This window comes from Frigoribacterium sp. PhB160, from assembly GCF_003751785.1.
Taxonomy (GTDB): Bacteria; Actinomycetota; Actinomycetes; order Actinomycetales; family Microbacteriaceae; genus Frigoribacterium.
The window spans coordinates 903,739-923,077 of record NZ_RKIE01000001.1; the positions used below are offsets into that span (position 1 = coordinate 903,739).

Genomic DNA, 19,339 nt, shown 5'->3' on the forward strand with positions numbered 1-19,339 from the left:
AGTGGGCTGCGGCGGGAGGGGCCCGGGGACGGCGTCGGCCCGCGGCCTCCGGGGGAGGACGCGGGCCGACGGCGACGGGGGACGACGGGGAGGCGCGGGGCTCCGCCGGGTCAGTCGGCCGCGTCGTACGCGGTGTCGCGCGTCTCGCGGCTGATGACGAGCGCCACGAGGGTCAGCACCGCCATCGACGAGAGGTAGAGGCCGACGAGCCAGGTGCTGCCGCCCGCGGCCTGCCACAGGGCCACGGCGATGAAGGGCGCCACGGCCGCGCCGAGGATGCTGGCGACGTTGTAGCTGATCGCGGAGCCGGTGTACCGCACGCTCGTCGGGAACAGCTCGGGCAGCACGGCGCCCATCGGTCCGAAGGTGAGGCCCATCAGCACGAAGCCGATGATGAGCAGCGCCTGCGCGCCGAGCACGCCCGCGGCGAAGAACGGCGCGAAGAGGAAGCCGAAGACGAGGATGCCCGCGGTCACGCAGATGAGCAGGGCACGGCGGCCGAACTTCTCGGCGAGGGGGCCCGAGACCAGCGTGAAGATGCCGAAGAAGACGACGCCGATGATGAGCATCCACAGGAACTGGGTGCGGGCGATGCCGAGCCCGGGCGCCGCCCCCTCGGCGGGCGCGGTCCCGTAGGTCAGCGTGAACGTCGTCATCAGGTAGAAGAGCGTGTACGTCGCCAGCATGATGAACGTGCCGAGGGTCAGGGGCCGCCAGCTCGTCGTGAACACGCGCGCGAGCGGCAGCTTCGCGACGTTGCCCGACGAGACGACGTTCTGGAACGCGGGGGTCTCGATGAGCTTGAAGCGCACGTAGAGGCCGATGACGACGAGGACGGCGCTCGCGAGGAAGGGCAGGCGCCAGCCCCAGCTGAGGAACTGCTCCTCGCTCATCGTGGTGTTCAGGACGACGAAGAGCAGGTTGGCGATGATGAAGCCGATCGGGGCGCCGAGCTGCGGGAAGGTCCCGTAGATCGCGCGGCGCTTCGCCGGCGCGTTCTCGGTCGCGAGGAGCGCCGCGCCGCTCCACTCGCCGCCGAGGCCGAGGCCCTGGCAGAAGCGCAGCACGACGAGGCAGGCGGGACCGGCGACGGCCCAGCCCGGGGTCGTGCCCGCGGGGATGCAGCCGATCAGCACGGTCGCGACGCCCATGGTCAGCAGCGACGCCACGAGCGTGCCCTTGCGGCCGACGCGGTCGCCGAAGTGGCCGAAGATGACCGAGCCGACCGGGCGGGCGATGAACGCGACGCCGAAGACGGCGAACGAGGCGAGCCGGGCGACGGCCGGGTCGTCGTTCGCGAAGAAGACGGTGGGGAAGACGAGGACGGCGGCGGTCGCGTAGACGTAGAAGTCGTAGAACTCGATCGAGGTGCCGACGAGGCTCGCGACGATGACGCGCGAGCGCTTGTTGACGGGCGGGGAGGCGGTCGACGAGGCGACGGTGCTGGCGGACATGCAGGTGCTCCTGGGCGGCAGGCGGGGCGGGAGGGGGCGAGGCCTCGACGACGGCCGGCGCCAGGTGGGGCGCGACGGCTCGGAGGCGGGGAGGCGCGGGCTCAGGATCGACGGACCGCGCGCAGCCGAGGTGGTGCAGGGGGCGGCCGCTCGTGACGACCGTCGCCCATGGTACCGCCGCCCGGGCGAGCTGGCGAACGGGTGTCGTCGACAGGCCGGGCGTCCGAGCCGTCGGCGCCCGCCCGGCCGGGCGCCCGGACCGCGGGCGCCCGGACCGTCGGCGCCCGCCCCGTCAGGCCCCGGTGCCGAGGTGGCCGGGCAGCTCGTGGCCCATGCGGTCGCGCTTGGTGTCGAGGTAGCCCTCGTTGAAGGCGCCGACGCCGACGACGAGCGGCACGGTCTCGACGACCTCGATGCCGTGCGCCTCGAGCTGGCGGCGCTTCTCGGGGTTGTTGCTGAGCAGCCGGATCGACGACAGGCCGAGGTCGCGGAGGACGTCCGCCGCCGCCCCGTACTCGCGCGCGTCCGCCGGCAGCCCGAGCGCCAGGTTCGCGTCGAGGGTGTCGAGGCCGTCCTCCTGCAGGCGGTACGCGCGGAGCTTCGCGACGAGGCCGATGCCGCGTCCCTCGTGGCCGCGCAGGTACACGACGACGCCGCCGTGGTCGCGGATCGCCTCCAGCGCGGCGTCGAGCTGCGGCCCGCACTCGCACTTCAGGGAGCCGAACGTCTCGCCGGTGAGGCACTCGGAGTGCACCCGCACCAGGGCGCCGTCGGACGGGGGCGAGCCGTCGGGCCCGCTGGCCACGACGGCGACGTGGTCGGCTCCGGTGACCGTGTCGGCGTAGGCCCGCATGCGGAACGTCCCGTGGGTCGTCGGGACGGTCGTCTCGACCTCGAAGCGCACCTGCGAGGGAGCGGCGCTCGGGGCGGCGGGGGAGGTGGGGGCGGGCAGGTCGGTCATGACGTTCTCCGGTGCTGGTCGCGCGCGACGACGACGAGGTCGCCGTCGAGCACGGTGGTGCTGGTGACGAGCAGGCGGCGTTGGTCGCCGATGGTGGCCACGCCGAGGTCGTCGAGGGCCGTGCGGGGTCCGCCGAGGAGGGTCGGCGCGAGGTAGACGAGGTAGTCGTCGACGAGGCCGAGCCGCACGGCCGCGCTCGCGACCGTCGGCCCGCCCTCGACGAACACGCTGCGGACGCCGCGCCGCGCGAGGTCGGCGAGCACCGCCACGAGGTCGCGGCTGCCCGTCTCGACGAGGCCGCGCGGGTGGCGGCGGAGCGCCGCGCCCCTCGGCACCGGGCGCTCGCCGACGACGACGGGCAGGGGCTGCTCGGGCAGGAGGGCGTCGTCGTCGCCGCGCGCCGTGAGGGACGGGTCGTCGGCGAGGACCGTCCCCGTGCCGACGAGGACGACGTCGTGCCGGGCGCGCTGCTCGTGGACGTGGCGTCGCGCCGCCGGGCCGGTGATCCACCGGCTCGACCCGTCGGCGGCGGCCGCTCGCCCGTCGAGGCTCGATGCCCACTTGAGCGTGACGAACGGGCGACCGAGCCGAGCCGCCGTCAGCCAGCGCCGGAGGAACTCCGTCGCCTCCTCGACGAGCACGCCGCCGACGACCTCGACGCCGCCGGCGCGCAGCCTCTCGGCGCCTCCGGAGGAGGCCTCGCCCGGGTCGGCGACGGCGTACGCCACGGCGGAGACGCCGGCCGCGAGCAGGGCCTCGCTGCACGGGCCGGTCAGGCCGGTGTGGTCGCAGGGCTCGAGCGTGACGACGGCCGTGAGGCCCCGGGCGTCGGCGGGCCCGAGCCGCGAGAGGGCGTCGACCTCGGCGTGCGGGGTGCCCGCGCCGCGGTGCCAGCCCTCGGCGGCGATGCTGCCGTCCGGGCGGAGCAGCACGCAGCCGACCTGGGGGTTCACGCCGGTGGCCGGCCCCCGGGCCGCGAGCTCCAGCGCTCGCTGCATGCCCGCCTCGACCGCGTCGGTGGACGGCGTCATGATCCCGCCGCCGCCGGGACGGGGTCGCCCGCGGCCGGCCACCCGGGCTTCGGGTCGCGGTCGTCGGTGCTGAGCAGGCGCCCCCGCCAGCAGAGCGGGTGGCCGCCGTCGCGGCCCGGGTGCGTGCCCGGGCCCACGCCCGCGTAGCTGAAGCCCGAGCGCCGGGCCACGGCGGCGGAGCCGTCGTTGCCGACGTAGCCCTCCCACCGCACGTCGGGGAGGCCCCGCTCGTCGAACGCCCAGTCGACGACGAGGCGGACGGCCTCGGTCATCAGCCCCTTGCCGCGGGCGCCCCGCGACATCCAGAAGCCGAGGTCGTGGCCGGCGAGGCGGATGCTGATCATGCCCACGAGCAACGACGAACCGGGCTCGCGGATTCCCCACGAGAGCTCACGGCCCGTCGCCCAGCCGTGGTCGACGATGCGGTCGAGGAAGAACCGGGCGTCGGGCTCGCCGTAGGGCGTCGGCACGGTCGTGAAGCGCTGGACGGCCTCGTCCTGGCAGGCGTCGACGATCGCCGGGACGTCGGCCGGGCCGGGGACGAGCAGCTGCAGCCGGGGCGACTGCAGCGTGAAGGGCTGCACGGTCAGGCCTTCGCGAGGAACCCGATGCGGTCGTACACGGTGTCGAGGGTCGCCTGCGCGATCTCGGCGGCACGGTCGGCGTTGCCGGCCAGCACGCGGTCGAGCTCGGCCGGGTCGTCGAGGAGCTCGAGGGTGCGCGCACGGATCGGGGCGAACGTCTCGACGACGACCTCGGCGACGTCCTTCTTGAGGTCGCCGTAGCCCCGCCCGACGTATTGCTCTTCGAGGGCCTTCACCGGCGTCTCGGTGAACGCGGAGAGGATCGACAGCAGGTTCGAGACGCCGGCCTTGGCCCCGCGGTCGAAGCGGATCTCGCGCTCGGCGTCGGTGACCGCCGACTTGATCTTCTTCGCCGTGCGGCTCGGCTCGTCGAGCAGCCACACGACGCCCGACTCGGTCGCAGCCGACTTGCTCATCTTCGACTCGGGCTGCTGCAGGTCGTAGATGCGCGCGGTGTCGGCCTGGATGACGGCCTCGGGCACGACGAGCGTCGGGCCGAACCGCGAGTTGAAGCGGTTCGCGAGGTCGCGGGTCAGCTCGACGTGCTGACGCTGGTCGTCGCCGACCGGGACCTGCTCGGCCCCGTAGAGCAGGATGTCGGCCGCCATGAGCGTCGGGTAGGCGAAGAGACCGAGCGACGCCGCGTCGGTGCCCTGCTTGGCCGCTTTGTCCTTGAACTGGGTCATGCGGCTGGCCTCGCCGAAGCCGGTGAGGGTGTTGAGCACCCACGCCAGCTGGGCGTGCGCGGGCACGTGCGACTGGATGAACAGCGTCGACCTCGACGGGTCGATGCCGGCCGCGATGTACTGGGCGGCGGTGCGACGCGTCGACTCGCGCAGCAGCGCAGGGTCTTGGGCGACCGTGATGGCGTGCAGGTCGACCACGCAGAAGAGCGCGTCGTGGGTCGTCTGCATCTCGCGCCACTGCAGCAGGGCGCCCACGTAGTTGCCGATGTGCAGCGAGTCGGCCGAGGGCTGCATGCCCGAGAAGAGGCGCGGCTTGCGGTCGGTGCCGTCGGCGGGGGCCGACGAGGGGGCGGGGGAGGCGGTGGTCATGATGTCCTCGGAGGGGAGCGGAGGGAAGAGGGGCGGCGGGCCGGGGCCGGCGCCTAGAGGTCGTAGTCGACGACGACGGGGGCGTGGTCGGACCAGCGCTTGTCGTACGACGCCGCACGGTCGACCGTGTAGGAGGTGGCCTTCTCGGCCAGGGCCGGCGTCGCCATCTGGTAGTCGATGCGCCAGCCGGTGTCGTTGTCGAAGGCCTGGCCGCGCCACGACCACCAGGTGAACGGGCCGTCGACCTCGCCCGACAGACGGCGACCGACGTCGACCCAGCCGAGGCCCTCGCCGCCGCTGCCGTCGACCGTCTCGACCTCGCGGCCGGCCTCGCCGAAGAAGCGGTCGAAGTACGCGCGCTCCTGCGGCAGGAAGCCCGCCCGCTTGACGTTGCCCTTCCAGTTCTTGATGTCGAGCTCGCGGTGGCCGACGTTGAGGTCGCCCGTGACGACGGCGAGCTCGGAGTGCGCGGCGACCTCGGGCAGCCGGGCGCTCATCGCGTCGAGGAACTTCCACTTCTCGTCCTGCTTCGGGGTGCCGACCTCGCCCGAGTGCACGTAGGTGCTCACGACCGTGACGACCTGGCCGTCGACGTCGTAGTCGGCCTCGATCCAGCGCCCGGCGCTGTCGAACTCGTCGGGGCCGAGCTCGACGCGGTGGATGCGAGCGGCACCGCGCGACGCGATGGCGACGCCGGCGCGGCCCTTGGCGGAGGCGGGGTCGTGGAGCACGCTCCACTCCGGGCCGAGCAGGCCCTCGAGGTCGTCGGTCGTCGCCCGCACCTCTTGCAGGGTGAGGATGTCGACGTCGCGGTCGGCCAGCCAGTCGCCCATGCCCTTGCGGTACGCGGCGCGGATGCCGTTGACGTTGACCGAGGCGAGACGGAGGCGTTGGACCATGCCGAGAACACTACCGGCGGCTGCCGTCACCCCTCGTCGCGGCGCCGGGGGAGGGCGCCGCGCGCCCGGGCCGGCAGGGCCCGCACGGCGGCGAGCAGGCGCCGCGGCCGGGAGCCGCCCCGCGCCTCCGCCGCCCGGCGCTCGTCGGCGAGCCGCGCCTCCGCCTCCGCCTGGCGTGCCGCCTCCGCCGCCCGCTGCCGCTCCTCCTCCAGCGCGCGCAGCCGCGCCGCCTCGGCGTGCGGGTCGGCCAGCACGCCGATCTCGTCCATGCCGACGGCGATCCACGACGCCGCGAGCAGCAGCACCTGGCAGAGCAGGTTGATGACGAGCAGGAGGCCGACGATCGCCGCGAACCCGGCCAGCAGCGGGTTCGAGCCCGCGGCGCGCAGCAGCACCCCGCCGCCGATCGTGATGAGCACGAAGCCCGCCGCGCCGAGGGCCGAGCCCGCCAGGAGGCGCCGCCCCGGGATGTGCAGCCCCGCCAGCACCCGGAACAGCGCGACGAGCACCGCGGTGTCGAACGCGAACACGAGCACGATGCCGACCACCCGCAGCAGCACCGCCGCCGAGTCGGAGGTGGTGGACAGGCCGAGCAGCCGCAGCCCCCAGGTCACGGCGGTCGAGCTGAGGAGCGACAGCGAGGCCGACACGACGACGGCCAGGCCGAAGGCGACCGCGAGGGCGAGGTCGCGGAGGACGAGCCGCAGCAGCGGGGTCGACGAGGTCGGCGCCCGGAAGACGGTCCGCACCGAGTCGCGCATGCTGCCGAACAGACGGATCGACGAGAACACCAGGCCGACGAGGGCCACGGCCCCCGTCAGCCCGAAGACGTTGGCGTTCATCAGGGCGCCGGGCTCGACCACGCCCGCCCCGCTGTCGTCCTTGATGACGCCGGGCACGGCCGACTGGATGAAGGTGATCAGCTCGTCGCGGACGACCTCGTTGCCGGCCACCACGAAGCCCGCGACGCTGAAGCCGACCCAGAGGGCGGAGAACAGGGCGAACAGCGCCTGGTAGGTGAGGCCCGCCGCGAGGAGCGGCCCCTTGAGCACGATGTGCCGCCCGACCACCCGCACCAGTCGCGTCGACACGAGGCGGGCACCGGGACCCGGTCGGTCGGCGCCGGCGCCGGCCCCGCCCTCGCTCTGGCTCTCGTCCTCGGACGCCGGGGCCGTCGCCGTCGTGGTCGCGGGCTCGGTCGCGGGCTCGTCGTCGGGTCGGCGTCGCATCCCCCCAGCGTACGGGCGGGCCGGAGGCGCGGGCCGGAGGCGCGGACCGCGGGGCACGCCCGTCAGGGGCTCTCGCGTACGATGACGACGACCGTTCGGCGCCGTCGATCACCGTGGCGCCGGTGAGACCCGATAGCGAAGAGGTTGACCGTGGCACTACAGGGCGTTGGAGTCGGACGAGGCGTGGCTGTCGGCCCCGTGCTGCGGATGCCCGAGCCGCTGCCCGAACCGGGCACGGAGGCGCGCACCGCCGAGGCCTCCGTCGAGCTGAAGGCCGTGACCGAGGCGCTCGCCGCCGTCGCCGCCGACCTCACGGCCCGCGGCGAGAAGGCGGGCGGCGAGGCGAAGGACGTCCTCGACGCGCAGGCGCTCATGGCGCAGGACCCGACCCTCGTCGACGACGTCGAGCAGCGCGTCCAGGGCGGCTCGACGGGCGAGCGAGCCGTGTTCGAGGCGTTCTCCGCCTTCCAGGAGATGCTCGTCGGCATGGGCGGCTACATGGCCGAGCGCGCGACCGACCTCGGCGACGTCAGCCAGCGCGTCATCGCGCAGCTCCGCGGCGTCGCGGCGCCGGGCGTCCCCGAGAGCGACACCCCCTTCCTCCTCGTCGCGCCCGACCTGGCCCCGGCCGACACGGCCCTGCTCGACCTCGACAAGGTGCTCGCGCTCATCACGCGCGACGGCGGCCCGACGTCGCACACCGCGATCCTCGCCCGCTCGAAGTCGATCCCGGCGATCGTCGGCGTCGTCGGCGCCCTCGACCTCGCCGACGGCACCGTCGTCGTGGCCGACGCGGCGACCGGCGTCGTCACCGTCGACCCGACGGCCGACGAGATCGCGGACGCCGAGTCCCGCATCGCCGAACGGAAGGCGGCCGCCGCGGCCCCCCTGACCGACGGCGCGCTCGCCGACGGCCACGCCGTCCCCCTGCTCGCCAACCTCGGCTCGCCCGACGAGGCCGCCGGCGCCGTCGCGCTCGGCGCGGAGGGCGTCGGCCTCTTCCGCACCGAGTTCCTCTTCCTCGGCTCGAGCCAGGCGCCCACGGTCGAGAGCCAGACCGCCAGCTACACCGCGCTGCTCGAGGCCTTCCCCGGTCGCAAGGTCGTCGTGCGCGCGCTCGACGCCGGCGCGGACAAGCCCCTCGCCTTCCTTAACGACGCCCACGAGGAGAACCCCGCGCTCGGCCTCCGGGGCCTCCGTGCCCTGCGGGTCAAGGAGCAGATCCTCCGCGACCAGCTGACGGCGCTCGCCCAGGCCCAGGCCGCCACGACCGCCGACCTCTGGGTCATGGCGCCGATGGTCAGCGACGCCGACGAGACCGAGTACTTCGTCGACCTCGGCCGCGAGCTCGGCCTGAAGACCGTGGGCGTCATGGCGGAGGTGCCCTCGCTCGCCGTCATGGCCGACCAGGTCTTCGCCTCCGCCGACTTCGTCAGCGTGGGCACCAACGACCTGACGCAGTACACGCTCGCCGCAGATCGCATGCTGGGCTCGGTCGCCTCGTACCAGGACCCGTGGCACCCGGCCGTGCTGCGCCTGGTGCGCGCCCTCGGCGACGCCGGCGCCACCGCGTCGAAGCCCGTCGGCATCTGCGGCGAGGCCGCGGCCGACCCGCTGCTCGCGGTCGTGCTCGTCGGCCTCGGCGCGACGACGCTCTCGATGACGCCCGCGGCCCTCGCCGACGTGCGCCTCGAGCTCTCGAAGCACACCCTCGAGCAGGCCCGCGAGCTCGCCGCCGCCGCCGTGGCCGCGACGAGCGCGGCGGGTGCCCGCGCCGCCGCGGAGGCGGTCGCGGTCTGACCGGGGCCTGAGCCGGCCCGGCGCACGGGTGCGGCGGGACGACGGCGGGGCGGCACCGAGAGGTGCCGCCCCGCCGTCGTCCGGGCGGCCTACGCGGTGACGGCCTGCAGGTGCTCGGCAACGATCGCGTCCACGAGGCCCGAGACGGCGGCCTCGACGACGGGGACGACCGCGGGCGACGCGACCCGCGCCTCCTCGACCGACCGCTCGGGGTCGACCTGGTCGACTGCGGCGACGACGGGCAGCACGCCGGCGCCGACCGCCTCGGCGTGCAGGCGCAGCAGCGTGGCCACGCGGTGGGGCTCGATGACGTCGCTCACGACCGCCTCGCGCACCCGGCGGGAGAGCTGGGCCAGGGTCAGGGCCGGGGCCGACGCGTCGTCGCCCACCACGGCCTCGGCCGTGCTCGCCACGGGCGACGAGGCGACCTGCTGCTCGACGCTCGCGACGACGCCGGGCCAGCCCCAGCGGCCGAGCAGCGGCTCGAGGGCCGACGGCACGACGGACGACGTGGAGGCGCGGGCCGGGTCGCCCGCGCCGCCCGCCCCCGTCGCCTCGGGCAGCCACTCGGGTCGGTACCGGTCGGCGCGGGGGAAGCGGGCGAGGTCGGCCGCGTAGTCGTCGTCGCCCGGCAGGTCGACGGCGTCGCTCGGCTCGAACGGGGAGGCCGGGTCGACCCACACCCGTCGGTCGTAGTTGAAGCGGGCGGTGAACGAGCCGTCGCTCGAGACGGTGAGCGAGAGGGAGAACCAGGCGCCCTTCTCGGGGTCGGCCATGGCCTCGCGCAGCTGCGACCCGAGCGCGGAGACGTCCGGGACGGCGCCGACCTGCCGGGCCGACCCGGTCGCGTCGGTGGCGTCGACCCAGAGGCGTGCCACGCTGCCGACCTCGAGGAGGAAGAGCGTGGCCTCGGCCCAGTCGAGGCCCTCGAGGGAGGCCGCGAACCGCGCGGCGATGTCGTTCTGGAGCTGTTGCTGGCGGGTGACGTCCATGCGTCTCGGCCTCTCGGTCGTGGTCGGTGATCGGGGGCGGGTGCCCCGGCGCGACGACGCCGGAGGGCGGACCGGCCGAGACGGCACGGGAAGCTTATCCGCCTCGGGCGGCCTGCGCCCTGTTCCCGGGCGGGGGCCGTGCATCCGGTCACCGCCACCCCGCCGGGAGCAGACTGGGTGACGTGGGCACCCCTATACGACACCCGTTGGTCGACGCGATCACGTCGCGCGTCGTCCGGGTCGACAGCAGGGCCCGCGTGGTGCGACTCAGCCCGCCGATGGCCGACCTGCTGTCGCGTCGTCGCAGCCGCCGGCGACCCGTCGTCGTCACCAGCGAGCGGTCCCGCCTGACCGTCGGGCTCCGCGCCGCGCTCGTCGACGCGGGCGGTGCCTGGGTCGTCGAGGGCCGGGCGGGAGCCCTCCGCGACGGCCTCACCGGCCTGCCCTACGCCGACCTCGACGCCGCGGGGCACCCCGTCGAGGAGGCCCCCGAGCCCCTGCCCGTCGAGCTCCCGGTGCTGGAGGCGGCGGTCGACACCACCTCGCAGCTCTCGGTCGACCTCACGGTGCTGCACCGCGCCTCCCACGACACGAGCCTCGGCGGGGCCGTCGAGGTCCTCGGGCGCGCCGTCTCGGGCGAGGGGCCGGCGTCGTGGGGAGCGACCGAGCCCCTCGCCCACCCCTGGGACCGCTGGGTGCTGACCCAGCACGCCCGTCACGCCGCGCCCGAGACCGTGCGCGTCGTCGTCGAGGGCCCGCACCTGTCCGGCACCGTCACGGCCCGAGTCACCGAGCACGGCATCGAGGAGACGACGGCGCTCACCGTCGACGTCCGGGCGGACGGCGGGCGCGACGGGCTCGACGCCGCCATCGGTCGCCTCACGTCCGCGCTCGGCGAGATCGCCGGGTCGTCGCTGCCGACCTTCGCCCTGGTCGTCGCGCGAGAGGGCGAGACCGACCGCTGCGTCCGGGCGGTGACCTACCCGCCCGCCAACCCGGTGGCGCTGCTCATCGGGGCCCCCTCGGTCAAGCGCCTCGGCCTCGAGCTCTCGGCCATCCCGTCGCCGCGCCCCGTCGTCGTCGTCGGCCGCCCCCGGCTGCCGGCCTACGTCGTGCCGCTGGGCGACGCCTCGACCTCGGGGTGGCAGGCCCTGCACGAGACGCTCGACGCCGTCGGGCCGGAGCGTCTCGCCACGCTCGTCGCCACGCCCCTCCTGCAGGCGTGGGAGGAGGACCTCGGCGAGATGGACCTCCTGCACGAGAGCTCGGTCGAGGGCGCCCAAGGCGTGCTCGGCGCGGGCCACATCCCGACGGGCCCCGACGACGACGCCGACGACGCCGACGCCGACGCCGACGCCGACGACACTGACGAGGAGGCGCCCTCCGGTGCCCCGTGACATCACCATCCTGAGTCCCCACGTCGTGGACGCCCTCGACCTCGCCACGGCCGCCCGGGCGGTGGACGAGTCGTTCGGCGTTCGCGAGATCGACGGCGGGGACGCCCTGCAGGTCTTCGCCGCCGGGGGAGAGGCCGTCCTCACGGTCTGGACGGCGAGCGAGCTCACCGTCGAGGGCGAGGTCGAGCGCCTGCTGCCCGACCCGCCGGCCGTGACCCTGCCGGTCTTCTGGATCGACGCGGCCGCGCCCCTCGGGCCCGAGGGCGAGCGAGGCGTCTCCGTCGCCCTGCGCCTGGCCCTCGGCGTCGAGGCCACCTGCATCGTCGAGGACGACTGAGCCCGAGCCCGAGCCCCGGGCCCCTGGTTCGTGCCCGAGCGCACGACGGCCCGGGTCGTGGCGACCCGGGCCGGACGTGCGGAGGGAGGAGCCCTCGAGGTGCTGGCTAGGCCTTGCCCCGCAGGACGGCCTGCTTGACCTCGGCGATCGCCTGCGTCACCTGGATGCCGCGCGGGCACGCCTCGGTGCAGTTGAAGGTCGTGCGGCAGCGCCAGACGCCCTCCTTGTCGTTGAGGATGTCGAGGCGCACCTGCGCGCCCTCGTCCCGCGAGTCGAAGATGAAGCGGTGCGCGTTGACGATGGCGGCGGGGCCGAAGTACTGGCCGTCGGTCCAGAAGACCGGGCAGCTCGACGTGCAGGCCGCGCAGAGGATGCACTTCGTCGTGTCGTCGAAGCGCTCGCGCTGCGTGGCGCTCTGGATGCGCTCCTTCTCGGGCTTCGACGAGGCCATGAGGAAGGGCTGGATCTCGCGGTACGACTGGAAGAACGGCTCCATGTCGACGATGAGGTCCTTCTCGAGCGGCAGGCCCTTGATCGCCTCGACGTAGATCGGCTGCGAGATGTCGAGGTCCTTGATGAGCGTCTTGCACGCCAGGCGGTTGCGGCCGTTGATGCGCATCGCGTCCGAGCCGCAGACCCCGTGGGCGCACGAGCGACGGAACGTCAGCGAGCCGTCCTGCTCCCACTTGATCTGGTGCAGGGCGTCCAGCACGCGGTCGGTCGGCAGCACCTGCACGTCGAAGTCCTGCCAGCGCGGCTCGTCGTCGACGTCGGGGTCGAAGCGCCGGATGATCAGCGTCGCCGTGAAGGTGGGGACCGCGTCGGAGGCGGTGGGGGCGTTCTCGAGGACTGCGGAGCTCATGCTCAGTACTTCCGTTCCATCGGCGTGTAGTTCGTGATCACGACGGGCTTGGTGTCGAGGCGGATGTGGTCGCCGGCCAGCGACGAGTGGGCGTCGCCCGTGAGGTACGCCATCGTGTGCACGAGCCAGTTCTCGTCGTCGCGCGTGGGGTAGTCCTCGCGGAAGTGGCCGCCGCGGCTCTCCTGGCGCGAGCGCGCCGAGTACACGACGACCTCGGCGAGGTCGAGCAGGAAGCCCAGCTCGATGGCCTCGAGCAGGTCGGTGTTGAACCGCTTGCCCTTGTCCTGCACGGAGATGTTCTTGAAGCGGTCGCGGAGGTCGGCGATCACGTGGGTGACCTCGTCGAGCGTCTCCTCCGTGCGGAAGACCTGCGCGTTGCGGTCCATGCTGTCCTGCAGCTCCTTGCGGAGGGTCGCGATGCGCTCGGTGCCGGTGGCGTTCCGCACGTCGGCGACGAGGCCGCGGACGAAGCCGGCCGGGTCGTCGGGCAGCGGCACGAACTCGGCCGTCTTGACGAACTCGACGGCGTTGTTGCCGGCGCGCTTGCCGAACACGTTGATGTCGAGCAGCGAGTTCGTGCCGAGCCGGTTGGAGCCGTGCACGCTGACGCAGGCGCACTCGCCGGCCGCGTAGAGGCCCGGCACGACGGTCGTGTTGTCACGCAGCACCTCGGCGTGGACGTTCGTCGGGATGCCGCCCATCGCGTAGTGCGCCGTGGGGAGGACGGGCACCGGCTCGGTGTACGGCTCGACCCCGAGGTAGGTGCGGGCGAACTCCGTGATGTCGGGCAGCTTGGCGTCGATGACAGCGGGGTCGAGGTGCGTGATGTCGAGGTAGACGTAGTCCTTGTGCGGGCCCGCGCCGCGCCCCTCGCGGATCTCGGTGGCCATGCAGCGGGCGACGATGTCGCGCGGTGCCAGGTCCTTGATGGTCGGCGCGTAGCGCTCCATGAAGCGCTCGCCCTCGCTGTTGCGGAGGATGGCGCCCTCGCCGCGCGCCGCCTCCGACAGGAGGATGCCGAGCCCGGCCAGGCCGGTCGGGTGGAACTGGAAGAACTCCATGTCCTCCAGGGGCAGGCCCTTGCGCCAGATGATGCCCACGCCGTCGCCGGTCAGGGTGTGCGCGTTCGACGTCGTCTTGTAGATCTTGCCGAAGCCGCCCGTGGCGAAGATGACGGCCTTGCCCTGGAAGACGTGCAGCTCGCCCGTCGACAGCTCGTAGGCGATGACGCCGGCCGGGCGCTCGACGCCGTCGACCTCGCCCATGACCAGGTCGAGCACGTAGAACTCGTTGAAGAACTCGATGCCGTGCTTGACGCAGTTCTGGTACAGCGTCTGGAGGATCATGTGCCCCGTGCGGTCGGCCGCGTAGCAGGCCCGACGGACGGGGCTCTTGCCGTGCTCGGCCGTGTGGCCGCCGAAGCGCCGCTGGTCGATCTTGCCCTCGGGCGTGCGGTTGAAGGGGAGCCCCATGTTCTCGAGGTCGAGGACGGCGTCGATGGCCTCCTTCGCGAGGATCTCGGCGGCGTCCTGGTCGACGAGGTAGTCGCCGCCCTTCACCGTGTCGAAGGTGTGCCACTCCCAGTTGTCGTCCTCGACGTTGGCGAGGGCCGCGGCCATGCCGCCCTGGGCCGCGCCGGTGTGCGAGCGGGTCGGGTAGAGCTTCGAGATGACCGCGGTGCTCGCGTTCGGGCCGGCCTCGATCGCCGCGCGCATCCCCGCGCCTCCGGCCCCGACGATGACGATGTCGTGCTGGTGGTAGTGGATGCCGTCGACCAGGGTGCTCTGGTCGGCGGACGAGGACGAGGCGGGGGGAGTGGTGGTCACGGTTCTTTCCGGTGGGTCTGGGGAGGACGGGGGGACGAGGAGGCGCGGGTCGGCCCGCGCCCCGAGGTCACCGCGAGCAGATGGACGGGAGCAGGTCGGCCGGGGCGCCGGCGGGGCAGGGCGAGAAGGTCCAGATGACCAGCGAGCCGAGCACCAGCAGCACGACGCTCGAGGCGACGAGCGCGCCGAGGAACACCTTGCGGGTGGTGGGGCGACCGACGTAGTCGTTGACGATGGTGCGCATGCCGTTCGAGCCGTGGATCAGGGCCAGCCACAGCAGCAGGGTGTCGTAGACCTGCCAGAACGGGTCGGCCCACTTGCCGGCGACGAACGCGAAGTCGATGGCCTTGACGCCGCCCTCGCCCGCGAGGAGGTTGATGAACAGGTGCCCGAAGACGAGCACGACGAGCACGACGCCGCTGGCCCGCATGTAGATCCAGCCCCACTTCTCCCAGTTGGTGCTGCGACGTGCGGTGCGGGCCGATCGGGGGGCCTCGACGGTCTCTGTGGTCATCGCTCTACTCCGAGAAGACGTTCATGAGGTGGCGGGGGGCGAAGCCGAGCATCAGCACGGCCCAGAGGCCGATGACGACCCAGAACATGACGCGCTGGTGCTTCGTGCCGGCGCCCCAGAAGTCGATGAGGATGATGCGGAGGCCGTTGAGCGCGTGGAAGACGATGGCGGCGACCAGGCCGGTCTCGCCGAGGCCCATGATCGGGTTCTTGTACGTGCCGATGACGGCGTTGTAGGCCTCGGGGCTGATCCGCACGAGGGCCGTGTCGAGGATGTGCACCAGGAGGAAGAAGTAGATGCTCACGCCGGTGATGCGGTGGAGGACCCACGACCACATGCCCTCACGGCCGCGGTAGAGAGTGCCCTGGAAGCGCTTCGCCTTGCGGGGCTGCTCGATGGACGGCGCGCCGCCTCGTCCGGACGGATCCGTCAGTGTGCCCGTCGACTGCTCGGCCATGAGCTGCCCTCCTCGGCTGGGGTGGTCGGCTGTGGTCAGGGAGGACAGCCGTGTCCACCGTGTGCGTTCTCAGAACGTCCCCAGCATACGGTGAGCGCGCGACGGTCGTCGTGCGACGGCCGGGTCTAGTTCGATGTCGAGAGAAGGCCGGGGCGCGACCGGCCGCGGCCCACGGGACGCGCCGCGGCGACCGCGTCGGCGTAGTGGCCGAGCAGCTCGTCGCCGAGGCGTTCCCAGGTGCGGCCGACGACGGCCCGCCGCCCGGCCTCGCCGAGCCGCGCCCGGAGGCCCGGGTCGTCGACGAGGGTCCGGACCGCTCGCCGCAGGGAGTGGTCGTGCAGCGGGTCGACGAGGAATCCGTCCTCGCCGTGCCGCACGAGGTCGAGCGGCCCGCCCGCCGCGGGCGCGACGACGGGCACCCCGCTGGCGTGCGCCTCCTGGACCGTCTGGCCGAAGGTCTCGGTCGCGCCCGTGTGCACGAAGACGTCGAGGGCCGCGTACGCGTCGGCGAGCTCCTCGCCGTGGAGGGGACCGGTGAAGACCGGGTCGAGGTGGCGGAGGCGACGTCGCAGCGACGGGAGCGCCGGGCCGCCGCCGACCACGACGAGGCGCATGCCCTCGACGGGCCGGAGCGCCGCGAGCCGCTCGACCTGCTTCTCGGGGGCGAGGCGTCCCACGTAGCCGACCAGCGCCTCCCCGGGTCGTGCCCCGGCCGCCTCGCGGAACAGGCGGGCACCCTCGCCGGCGCGACGGTTCGGGTGGTACCGGACGGAGTCGACGCCGCGGCCCCAGGTGGCGAGCCTCTCGACGCCGGCCCGCTCGAGGTCGCGCCGCGAGCTCGTCGACGGCACGAGGGTGACCGTCGCCTGCTCGTGGAGGCGGCGGACGAGCCGCCACGCCACCGCCGAGGTGACCGGCCCCAGCCCGCTGGTCGCGGCGTAGCGCGCCACGTCGGTCTGGAAGACGGCGACGCTCGGCACGCCGAGCCGGGCCGCGGCGGCGATCGCGTGGCCGCCCAGCAGGAAGGGGGAGGCGACGTGCACGACGTCGGGCCGGAAGGCCGCCAGGGCGCCCGCCACCTGCGGCGACGGCAGCCCGACCGGGAACTGCCGGTACGCGACCGACGGCACGCGGACGACCCGGGCGCCGGCGTACGCGTCGTGGCCGCGGCCCGCCGGGGCGACGACGACGGCCTCGTGGCCCCGCCGCTCGAGGTGGTCGAGCACGCGGAGCACGCTGGTCGTCACCCCGTTCACGGTGGGCAGGAAGCTCTCGGTCACGATGGCGACCCTCATGGGCACTCCTCGGCTCGGCGTGCCCCCAGCGTCGGCCGTCGTCGTGACCCGACGGCGGCGCCGCCGTGACGGCGCGGTGGCGGGTGCGTGAACGGGTGACGACGCCGCCTCGGCGGATGGTCGGCGGGCGACCCGGAGGCGCGGCCCGGCCGGGCACCGCCGGTCGCCTCGCTAGGGTGGCCGACATGACTGACCCCGACGCCATCGAGCGGTTCTACAGCATCATCCCCGCCGGCGGGATCGGCTCGCGCCTCTGGCCGCTCAGCCGCGCCGACGCGCCCAAGTTCCTCCACGACCTCACGGGCAGCGGCTCGACCCTGCTCCGGGCGACGTGGGACCGCCTCGCGCCCCTCGCCGGCGACCAGCGCATCATGGTCGTCACCGGCCGGGCCCACCGCGCGGCCGTCGAGTCGCAGCTGCCCGGCCTCGCCGACCCGAACGTCGTGCTCGAGAGCGAGCCGAAGGACAGCACCGCCGCCATCGGCCTCGCCGCCGCGATCCTCCGCCGCCGCGAGCCCGACGTCATCATCGGCTCGTTCGCCGCCGACCACGTCATCGCCGACCAGCGGGGCTTCGCCCGGGCCGTCCACGAGGCGATCGCCGCGGCCGACGCCGGGTACATCGCGACCATCGGCATCACGCCGACCGAGCCGGCCATCGGCTTCGGCTACATCCACGTCGGCGAGGCGCTCGACGTCGAGGGGGCGCCGAGCGCGCACCTGGTGGGGTCGTTCGTCGAGAAGCCCGACCTGGAGACCGCCGAGCGCTACGTGGCGGGCGCCGACTACCTCTGGAACGGCGGGATGTTCATCGCCCGCGCCGACCGGCTGCTCGAGCAGCTCGGCGAGACCCGGCCCGAGCTGCTCGCCGGCATCGAGGAGCTCGCCGAGGCCTGGGACACCCCGCGCCGGGGCGCCGTCGTCGACCGCGTCTGGCCCGGCCTCGAGAAGATCGCCATCGACTACACCGTGGCCGAGCCCGCGGCGGCCGCGGGTCGCCTCGCGGTCATCCCCGGCGCGTTCGACTGGGACGACGTGGGCGACTTCGCCTCGATCGCCAAGCTGCACTCGGGCGGTCGCAAGAGCGACCTCGCCATCCTCGGCGAGAACGCCCGCGTGCTCTCGGACGCGTCGAGCGGCATCGTCGTCGGGAACTCCGGTCGGCTGATCTCGCTCATCGGGGTCAACGACATCATCGTCGTCGACACCCCCGACGCCCTGCTCGTCACCACGACGGCCAACGCGCAGCGGGTGAAGAGCGTCGTCGACGCCCTCAAGCTCAGCGGCCGCAGCGACGTCCTCTGACCCGGTCTCATTACGACCTCGTTACGGTGCGGTCGCGTTCGTGTAACGCCTCCGCATCACTACACGGGCTCGTCCGTGGCCGCTCGACACAGTAGGTAACATCACAGCCAGACGTGCCCGACGTCTCGTGTCGGGCAGCACCTTGGAGGACAACTTGACTACAACTGCGCGGAAGGCCGTCTTCGGCGGCCTCGCCCTGGCGAGCAGCGTCGCCATCCTGGCCGGCTGTGCCTCGGCCCCCGAGAGCGGCGGCAGCGCGTCCGGCGGCGCCGCCGGCAGCAGCGACTTCGTGCCCTGCATGGTCTCCGACGCGGGCGGCTTCGACGACAAGTCGTTCAACCAGCTCGGCTACGAGGGCCTCACCGAGGCCGCCGACGCCGTGGACACCGAGGCGAAGACGGTCGAGTCGGCCGACGAGACGGTCTACGACGCGAACCTGTCGAACCTCGCCGACCAGGGCTGCAACCTCATCGTGACGGTCGGCTTCGCGCTCGCCGACGCGACGAAGACCGCCGCCGAGGCGAACTCGGGCATCAACTACGCGACCATCGACGACGCGTCGATCACGGCCGACAACGTGAAGCCCATCACCTTCAACACCTCCGAGGCGGCGTTCCTCGCCGGCTACGCGGCGGCCAGCTACTCGAAGACCGGCACCGTCGGCACCTTCGGCGGCCAGCAGTTCCCGACGGTCACCATCTTCATGGACGGCTTCGCCGACGGCGTCGAGTACTACAACGAGCAGAAGGACGGCGACGTCAAGGTCGTCGGCTGGGACGTCGCGTCGCAGACCGGCACCTTCACCGGCGGCTTCGAGGCCGGCACCACGGCCAAGCAGAGCGCCCAGACCCTGATCGACCAGGGTGCCGACGTCATCCTCCCGGTCGGCGGCCCGATCTACCAGAGCGCCGCCGAGGCGATCCGCGACTCCGGCTCGGACATCGTCCTGGTGGGCGCCGACTCCGACACGTACGAGACCGACAGCGCCAACAGCGACCTCTTCCTCACCTCGGTGCTGAAGGGCATCAAGCAGGCGACGGACGACGTCACGACGCAGGCCGCCTCGGGCGACTTCTCCAACGAGCCCTACGTCGGCACGCTCGAGAACGACGGCGTCGGCATCGCGCCGTTCCACGACTTCGAGGACAAGGTCGACGCCGGCCTCTCGGACGAGCTGGACACCATCAAGGCGGGCATCATCGACGGCTCGATCGAGGTCGAGTCGCCCTCGGCCCTGACCAGCTGACACCACCCGGCACCACCTCAGGCATGCCTTAGCATGGCCTGACCTAGGGCCCGGGCGGACGGTCTCCACCGTCCGTCCCGGGCCCTTCCCACGCCT

The 19,339-nt window shown here is 73.5% G+C and carries 17 protein-coding genes and 1 pseudogene; 5 read left to right on the forward strand and 13 right to left on the reverse strand.

The window, feature by feature from the left end; all coding sequences use genetic code 11:
- Positions 1–110: 110 nt before the first annotated feature.
- The 7 genes and pseudogenes from EDF38_RS04295 to EDF38_RS04325 form a co-directional block, all read right to left on the reverse strand.
- A complete protein-coding gene (locus EDF38_RS04295) occupies positions 111–1,454 on the reverse strand; it encodes an MFS transporter (protein WP_123354125.1) in 1,344 nt (447 codons plus the stop codon).
- Between the two features lie 292 nt (positions 1,455–1,746).
- Positions 1,747–2,364: pseudogene (gene ribA / locus EDF38_RS04300) on the reverse strand (GTP cyclohydrolase II); the annotation flags it as partial.
- A 47-nt stretch (positions 2,365–2,411) separates the two neighbouring features.
- Entirely contained in the window at positions 2,412–3,446 is a 1,035-nt protein-coding gene (gene ribD / locus EDF38_RS04305) for a bifunctional diaminohydroxyphosphoribosylaminopyrimidine deaminase/5-amino-6-(5-phosphoribosylamino)uracil reductase RibD (RefSeq protein WP_233572200.1), read from the reverse strand.
- Entirely contained in the window at positions 3,443–4,030 is a 588-nt protein-coding gene (locus tag EDF38_RS15835) for a GNAT family N-acetyltransferase (protein ID WP_158613314.1), read from the reverse strand. Before EDF38_RS15835 ends, ribD begins: the two co-directional genes overlap by 4 nt.
- Positions 4,031–4,032: 2 nt before the next feature.
- Positions 4,033–5,085 carry a tryptophan--tRNA ligase gene (gene trpS / locus EDF38_RS04315; protein ID WP_123354127.1) on the reverse strand — a complete coding sequence of 351 codons (1,053 nt, stop codon included), beginning with the start codon at positions 5,083–5,085 and terminating at the stop codon, positions 4,033–4,035.
- 53 nt (positions 5,086–5,138) lie between these two features.
- The gene (locus tag EDF38_RS04320; protein ID WP_123354128.1) at positions 5,139–5,984 is read right to left on the reverse strand and encodes an exodeoxyribonuclease III; all 846 of its coding nucleotides are present in this window, start codon (positions 5,982–5,984) and stop codon (positions 5,139–5,141) included.
- A 26-nt stretch (positions 5,985–6,010) separates the two neighbouring features.
- Complete coding sequence (locus EDF38_RS04325; protein WP_123354129.1) at positions 6,011–7,213, reverse strand: YihY/virulence factor BrkB family protein; 1,203 nt, start codon at positions 7,211–7,213, stop codon at positions 6,011–6,013.
- A gap of 150 nt (positions 7,214–7,363) precedes the next feature.
- On the opposite strand from EDF38_RS04325, the gene ptsP reads away from it, so the two are divergent.
- Positions 7,364–9,013: a phosphoenolpyruvate--protein phosphotransferase gene (ptsP, locus tag EDF38_RS04330; RefSeq protein WP_123354130.1), complete on the forward strand. Its 1,650-nt coding sequence runs from the start codon at positions 7,364–7,366 to the stop codon at positions 9,011–9,013.
- A gap of 89 nt (positions 9,014–9,102) precedes the next feature.
- On the opposite strand, the gene EDF38_RS04335 is transcribed toward ptsP, so the two are convergent.
- Entirely contained in the window at positions 9,103–10,005 is a 903-nt protein-coding gene (locus tag EDF38_RS04335; RefSeq protein ID WP_123354131.1) for a hypothetical protein, read from the reverse strand.
- 206 nt (positions 10,006–10,211) lie between these two features.
- On the opposite strand from EDF38_RS04335, the gene EDF38_RS04340 reads away from it, so the two are divergent.
- Together EDF38_RS04340 and EDF38_RS04345 are read left to right on the forward strand one after the other, a co-directional pair.
- Positions 10,212–11,402, forward strand: a complete 1,191-nt coding sequence (locus EDF38_RS04340; protein WP_123354132.1) for a DUF6177 family protein — start codon at positions 10,212–10,214, stop codon at positions 11,400–11,402.
- Positions 11,392–11,739 carry a hypothetical protein gene (locus EDF38_RS04345; protein ID WP_123354133.1) on the forward strand — a complete coding sequence of 116 codons (348 nt, stop codon included), beginning with the start codon at positions 11,392–11,394 and terminating at the stop codon, positions 11,737–11,739. The genes EDF38_RS04340 and EDF38_RS04345 overlap by 11 nt, the downstream gene beginning before the upstream one ends.
- A gap of 106 nt (positions 11,740–11,845) precedes the next feature.
- Here the strand turns inward: EDF38_RS04345 and EDF38_RS04350 are convergent, their stop codons facing one another.
- From EDF38_RS04350 to EDF38_RS04370, 5 genes are all read right to left on the reverse strand, one after another.
- Positions 11,846–12,601 (reverse strand): succinate dehydrogenase iron-sulfur subunit, encoded by a 756-nt coding sequence (locus EDF38_RS04350; protein ID WP_123354134.1) that lies wholly within the window; start codon positions 12,599–12,601, stop codon positions 11,846–11,848.
- Between the two features lie 2 nt (positions 12,602–12,603).
- Positions 12,604–14,427: a succinate dehydrogenase flavoprotein subunit gene (sdhA, locus tag EDF38_RS04355; protein WP_123354135.1), complete on the reverse strand. Its 1,824-nt coding sequence runs from the start codon at positions 14,425–14,427 to the stop codon at positions 12,604–12,606.
- Positions 14,428–14,494: 67 nt separating this feature from the next.
- Complete coding sequence (sdhD, locus tag EDF38_RS04360) at positions 14,495–14,941, reverse strand: succinate dehydrogenase, hydrophobic membrane anchor protein (RefSeq protein WP_123354136.1); 447 nt, start codon at positions 14,939–14,941, stop codon at positions 14,495–14,497.
- Positions 14,942–14,945: 4 nt separating this feature from the next.
- Positions 14,946–15,398 carry a succinate dehydrogenase, cytochrome b556 subunit gene (gene sdhC, locus EDF38_RS04365; protein ID WP_123354137.1) on the reverse strand — a complete coding sequence of 151 codons (453 nt, stop codon included), beginning with the start codon at positions 15,396–15,398 and terminating at the stop codon, positions 14,946–14,948.
- A gap of 125 nt (positions 15,399–15,523) precedes the next feature.
- Positions 15,524–16,693, reverse strand: a complete 1,170-nt coding sequence (locus tag EDF38_RS04370; RefSeq protein ID WP_123354138.1) for a glycosyltransferase family 1 protein — start codon at positions 16,691–16,693, stop codon at positions 15,524–15,526.
- 185 nt (positions 16,694–16,878) lie between these two features.
- Here EDF38_RS04370 and EDF38_RS04375 point away from each other — a divergent pair, with 185 nt between their 5' ends.
- Both EDF38_RS04375 and EDF38_RS04380 read left to right on the forward strand, forming a co-directional pair.
- Complete coding sequence (locus EDF38_RS04375; RefSeq protein ID WP_123355020.1) at positions 16,879–17,997, forward strand: mannose-1-phosphate guanylyltransferase; 1,119 nt, start codon at positions 16,879–16,881, stop codon at positions 17,995–17,997.
- Between the two features lie 154 nt (positions 17,998–18,151).
- Complete coding sequence (locus EDF38_RS04380; protein ID WP_123355021.1) at positions 18,152–19,243, forward strand: BMP family protein; 1,092 nt, start codon at positions 18,152–18,154, stop codon at positions 19,241–19,243.
- The last annotated feature ends 96 nt before the right edge of the window (positions 19,244–19,339 follow it).